Source organism: Streptomyces sp. MnatMP-M17 (assembly GCF_900091995.1).
Taxonomy (GTDB): Bacteria; Actinomycetota; Actinomycetes; order Streptomycetales; family Streptomycetaceae; genus Streptomyces.
In genome coordinates this window covers 1-3246 of sequence record NZ_FMDK01001014.1, presented here as the reverse complement: position 1 = coordinate 3246, position 3246 = coordinate 1, and the positions used below count along the sequence as shown (strand labels likewise).

Annotated in this window: 2 protein-coding genes and 2 pseudogenes; all 4 read right to left on the bottom strand. The window is 73.8% G+C overall.

Annotated features, from left to right (window positions below; all coding sequences use genetic code 11):
- Positions 1-314, bottom strand: a pseudogene (locus GA0115259_RS35170) (HEXXH motif domain-containing protein); the annotation flags it as partial.
- On the bottom strand, positions 311-1540 hold the full coding sequence (locus GA0115259_RS35165; RefSeq protein ID WP_161230557.1) for an FxsB family cyclophane-forming radical SAM/SPASM peptide maturase: 1230 nt from the start codon (positions 1538-1540) through the stop codon (positions 311-313). The pseudogene GA0115259_RS35170 and the gene GA0115259_RS35165, both read right to left, overlap by 4 nt.
- 207 nt (positions 1541-1747) lie before the next feature.
- Positions 1748-1969 (bottom strand): FxSxx-COOH cyclophane-containing RiPP peptide, encoded by a 222-nt coding sequence (gene fxsA / locus GA0115259_RS35160; protein ID WP_093604400.1) that lies wholly within the window; start codon positions 1967-1969, stop codon positions 1748-1750.
- Between the two features lie 37 nt (positions 1970-2006).
- Positions 2007-3246 (bottom strand): annotated as a pseudogene (locus GA0115259_RS35155) (hypothetical protein); the annotation flags it as partial.

Genomic DNA, 3246 nt, shown 5'->3' with positions numbered 1-3246 from the left:
ACGCGGCCGGTGGCGGTGAGGCCGCGCAGACAGCGCTGTGCCCAGGGGCCCGCGAGCGGATAGAGCAGCACGGCCCTTACGGCGGTCCGGTCGGCGCGCTCGGCGGCCTCCAGCAGCGCCCAGTCCTGGCGCAGCCGGTCGAGCGCCTCGGGCGGGCAGAGGGCGGGCGGTGCGGCCTCGGCGGCGTCGAGCAGGGCGCGCAGCAGGACCAGACGGCGGGTGTGCTGGTCGCGTACGAGCAGCCCGAGGGCCTCGGATCCGCCTTCGGTACGGCCGAGTTCACGCAGTACGGTCTCCGGAACGGCGAGGCTCACCGAGGACCTCCCGCGTGCGCCACGGCCGTTGTCGCCAGTGCCGGTGCCGGTGCCGTCGGTGCCGCTGCTGATGCCGTCGCTTCGGTGAGCCTGGCCGCCACATGGCGGATCAGCCGCTCCAGATCGGCGCAGTAGACGGAGGGATGGCTGAAGCCGTCTCCCGCGCGGTAGCGATGCGCGTAGTTGCCGCCGCCGCAGACGGTGAGCAGCGGACAGCTTCGGCAGCCGGCCGCGAGCGCCGCCGCGCCCGACTGCCGGGCGGCGACTCCGGGATGGCTCAGGGCGTCGTCGAAGGAGTGGCGGAAGATGTCGAGTCCGGTGGCGGCGGCCGTGTCGTAGGCGGACTTGAGCGAGTCGACCTGCTCGATGGCGCCGTCGGTCTCGACCACGACGGCGTTGACGGGATCGAGCCCGAGGGACTCGGTGGCGCCGGGCAGTCCCAGCAGCAGGGCGAGACACTCCTCGAAGAGCCGGATCCTGGTCTCCCGGCGGCCCGCCGACCACCAGCGGTCGAAGACCGCGCTCAGCCAGTCGCCGTACGGAGCCGGGCGGTTGACGCCCGGTCCGTGGCGGCGCGGGTCCATGGCGGGCAGACCGGGCGGCGGCGCGGTCCAGTTGCCGTGCGGCAGCAGCAGATCGAGCGCGGGCGGGCCCAGCTCCAGCAGCGATTCGTACATCTCGACCGGATCGGTCCGTGGATCGACCACGGTGAGGATGCCCGCGTACGCCTCGGGATGGTGCGCCGCGAGCAGCCGCGTGCCGCGCACGGCGGCGGGCCAGGACGGGCGGCCCGCGTGATCGGTGCGGAGTGTGTTGTGCGCGGGCCGGCCGCCGTCGAGGCTGACACCGACGCGTATGGAGTGCCGGGCGAGCGTGGCGATCCGGCGCTCGGTGAGCAGCGTGGCGTTGGTCTGTACGGTCGCGTGGACCGTACGCTCCCGGCCCGCCCGTTCGCGTACGAGACCGGCGAAGGCGGCCAGCCGTCCCGCGCCCGCGAGCAGCGGCTCACCGCCGTGCAGCACGAGGGCGAGTTCGCTCAGCGCGTGCGCGTCCGCGTGCTCGGCGATCCGGGTGGCGGCCCGGTCCAGGACCTCGGGCGCCGCCGCGGCGGGACGGTCGCGCCAGGTCCGGTCGGGGCCCTCGTACAGATAGCAGTAGCGGCAGGCGAGATTGCACCGGCCGTGCACCTTGACGATGAACTGCCCGAAGGGCACGGGAACCCCCATGAGGTACGGCGTCTGGGCAGCCGTGGCCGCCTGTCCGGGACAGCCGCGGGCGCGCCTGCGGACAACGCGCTGGGCGCCTGTCCGGCCGAGGGGTGGTTCCCGGGATGACCGGGCAGGCAAACCCATGGCGGCGAGGTTGTCCATTTCAGCGGTGTCCCGGACCGAAACGGTGTGCGAAGACCTTCTCAGGGCGTGCGAAATCCCTTCTCAGAAAGCGTTGGTGAACCCCCACAGCATTTCGCGCGGCTGCTCCGCCCTGCCCCGCAGATCCGCCACCACCTCGGCCAGTACCGGGTGGTCCAGCGTCCGCAGTGTCTCCAGGTCCAGTGCCAGCAGATCGGGCAGCTCGCCGCCACCGACCGCCGTCCCGTCGTTCAGCGCCCGGTCGTCCGGCGCTCCGTCCACCGCGGCGTACGTCACGTCGCTCATCGCATTCTCCCCGTAGCCCTGTCGTGGAGCGCCCGGCTCAGCGCTCCAGCTCGGCCAGTCGCTCCATGGTCGATCCGGCCGTCCCACCGCCGCCGTCCGGCAGCTTGCGCCATTCCGTACGGGCCGCCCGGTATGCCTCACGCGCGGCCCTGGGCCGTCCGGCCCTCTCGTATGTCATACCCCGCCAGTGGTACGCCTCAGCACGCAACGCGACGGCTTGGAGGCGCAGTTGTGGACTCTCCAGCTCCTCTTCCGCGGTCCTGGCCGCGTCCGCCGCGTCCCGGAACGCCTCGGCCGCGTCGTCCAGCCGGGCCGGCCGGTGCAGCGTCCGGTACGCGTCGAGATGCGAGCGCCCGAGCTCCAGCCAGCAGCGGGCCTCGGTCAGCGGTTCGTTCGCCTCCTGGGCCGCGAGGCCGAAGAGATGCTCGGCCTCCCGCAGATCCACCCGGTCGTCGTTGATCCGGTGCCGCAGCATCAGCGCCCGGCCCAGCATCAGCAGCCGCTCGGCCTGGCGCGCGGTGCCCGTCACGGTCTCCGTACGGCAGTCGCGCAGCACCCGTACGGCCGCGCCGGTGTACGGCGCTCCGTCCGGCAGTTCGGCGCGGTGCAGCAGCGCGGCGCCCCATTCGGCGAGCAGATCCGCGTGGGCGCGGGAGTCACGGGCGGTGCCGCGTGCCGCGCGGGCGAAGCACTCGGCGGCCTCTTCGAGGTCGGCCGGATCGCCGGAGCGTTCGTACCGCGCCACGCGCACCCGTCCCGCGCGCGCCCTGAGCGAGGCGCGCAGCCGCTCGTCCCGTACCGTCGCCAGCGACTGTTCGATCAAGGTCCCGGCCTCCTCAAGTCCCTCGCCGGACCGCAGCAGGGCGTCCACCAGATCCAGCAGGATCCTGGCCTGCGTGGACACGGTGTGCGCTCCCGAGCCCGGCGCGAGTGCCTTGCGCAGCGAGCGCGCAGCCTGGGTCGCGTACACCTGGGCCTGTTCGATGTCGCCGGTCGCGCCGGAGAGCCGCAGCAGAGTGCGGCCGTGGGCCAGAGGCAGCCCGGCGGGACGGTTCTCCTGGTCGGGCCAGACGTCGGCGAAGGCCTCCAGCATGCCGATCGCGCCATGGAGGAGCGCGGTGTCGCCGCCGAGACGCCACTGCGCCTCCAGCGCGCGCACCCGCTCCAGAGTGAGCCGCAGCGCCTCGCCGGGCTCCAGTCCGGGTGCCGCGAAGGCGTACTCACGGTCGGCGCGGCGCAGCAGCTCCAGCGCGCCCGGCCGGTCGCCGCGCCGGCGC